Origin of the sequence: Xanthomonas sp. SHU 308 (assembly GCF_000364645.1) — a bacterium.
Classification (GTDB): domain Bacteria; phylum Pseudomonadota; class Gammaproteobacteria; order Xanthomonadales; family Xanthomonadaceae; genus Xanthomonas_A; species Xanthomonas_A sontii.
On the sequence record NZ_AQOK01000417.1, the window covers coordinates 1 to 1270 of the forward strand.

Annotated in this window: 2 protein-coding genes and 1 pseudogene; 1 reads left to right on the plus strand and 2 read right to left on the minus strand. The window is 70.6% G+C overall.

All coding sequences use genetic code 11. The features are described 5' to 3' along the window. Together D588_RS0113895 and D588_RS0113900 are read right to left on the minus strand one after the other, a co-directional pair. Positions 1–311 (minus strand): PhzF family phenazine biosynthesis isomerase (locus tag D588_RS0113895; protein ID WP_017910840.1); only part of this gene is annotated, 311 nt, incomplete at its 3' end. A 38-nt stretch (positions 312–349) separates the two neighbouring features. Continuing rightward, on the minus strand, positions 350–718 hold the full coding sequence (locus tag D588_RS0113900; protein WP_017916412.1) for a PhzF family phenazine biosynthesis protein: 369 nt from the start codon (positions 716–718) through the stop codon (positions 350–352). Positions 719–798: 80 nt separating this feature from the next. Here D588_RS0113900 and D588_RS0113905 point away from each other — a divergent pair. Then, positions 799–1270, plus strand: a pseudogene (locus D588_RS0113905) (bifunctional aspartate kinase/diaminopimelate decarboxylase); the annotation flags it as partial.

Genomic DNA, 1270 nt, shown 5'->3' on the forward strand with positions numbered 1-1270 from the left:
ATGCCGTCCTGGGTCAGCACGCCGTCGCGCGGGCTGGCGATGCCCGCTTCCAGCGCGACGTGCGCGGTGCCGACGCTGGGATGGCCGGCGAACGGCACTTCCTTCTGCGGGCTGAACATGCGCAGGCCGTAGCTGGCATCCGGCCGCGTCGGCGCAAACACGAAGGTGGTTTCCGGCAGGCGCGTCCAGCGCGCGATGGCCTGCATCGTGGCGGCGTCCAAGCCATCGGCATCGAGCACGACGGCCAACGGATTGCCGTTGCCGGCGCGGGCGGAGAAGACATCGACCTGGAAGAAGCGGCGTGCGGCCATGAGGGGGAACTCCGGACTGCGGTGGGGGAGGCCGGAGCTTACCAAGCGATCTTGCCAGCGATCACCGCTTGCACCAGACCGCCGCTCCACACGTCTTCGCCATCGACCAGGAGTTCGACGCGGCTATCGCGCCCGAGTTCGCGTCCCTGGCTGGCGACGTCGCGCCCGCCGCCCAGGCGGCGCCGACGCTGGGTGGCCTGCGAATCGCAGTTCGCCCTTGGGGTGAAGATGCGGATACGGTAGCCCGCGCCCGCCTCCGGCGGCAGGAACAACACCGTCTCCGAGAGGTTCAGCCACGCCGCCAGGCGCTGCATGCGCGGTGCGTCCAGGTCGGCGGCATCGATCGCCACGCCAGGCCCCGGGCTGGCGGAAAAGACGTCCAGGTGCAGGTAGCGGCGCGCGCTCATCGGCGCTCGGTTGGCAGTAGAATCGGGGGTTCCGCCCGCGCATGCAGGCGTTTTCCCCACATTCCAGACACCCCCACTCCATGTCAGCTTCCTCCCCTGTCGATCGCTGGATCGTCCTCAAGTTCGGCGGCACTTCGGTGTCGCGTCGTCATCGCTGGGACACGATTGGACGGCTGGCGAAAAAACGCGCGGAGGAGACCGGCGCGCGGGTGCTGGTGGTGGTGTCGGCCTTGTCCGGGGTCACCAACGAACTGACCGCGATCGCCGACGGCAGCGCCGACAGCGCGCAGCGCGTGGCCGCGCTGGAGCAGCGCCACCGCGAGTTCCTGGCCGAACTGGAGCTGGATGCCGAGGCGGTGCTGGGCGAACGCCTGGCGGCGCTGCGCGGCCTGCTCGACGATCCGCGCGCGGCCGAGCGCACGCTGGACTGGCAGGCCGAGGTGCTGGGGCAGGGCGAGTTGCTGTCCTCGACCCTGGGCGCGGCCTACCTGCGCGCCAACGGCCTGGACATGGGCTGGATGGATGCGCGGCAGTGGCTGGACGCGCTGCCGC

What these genes read in the sequence shown, in the direction of transcription:
- D588_RS0113900 (WP_017916412.1), bottom strand. Translation starts at nt 718, where the DNA reads ATGAGCGCGCGCCGCTACCTGCACCTGGACGTCTTTTCCGCCAGCCCG.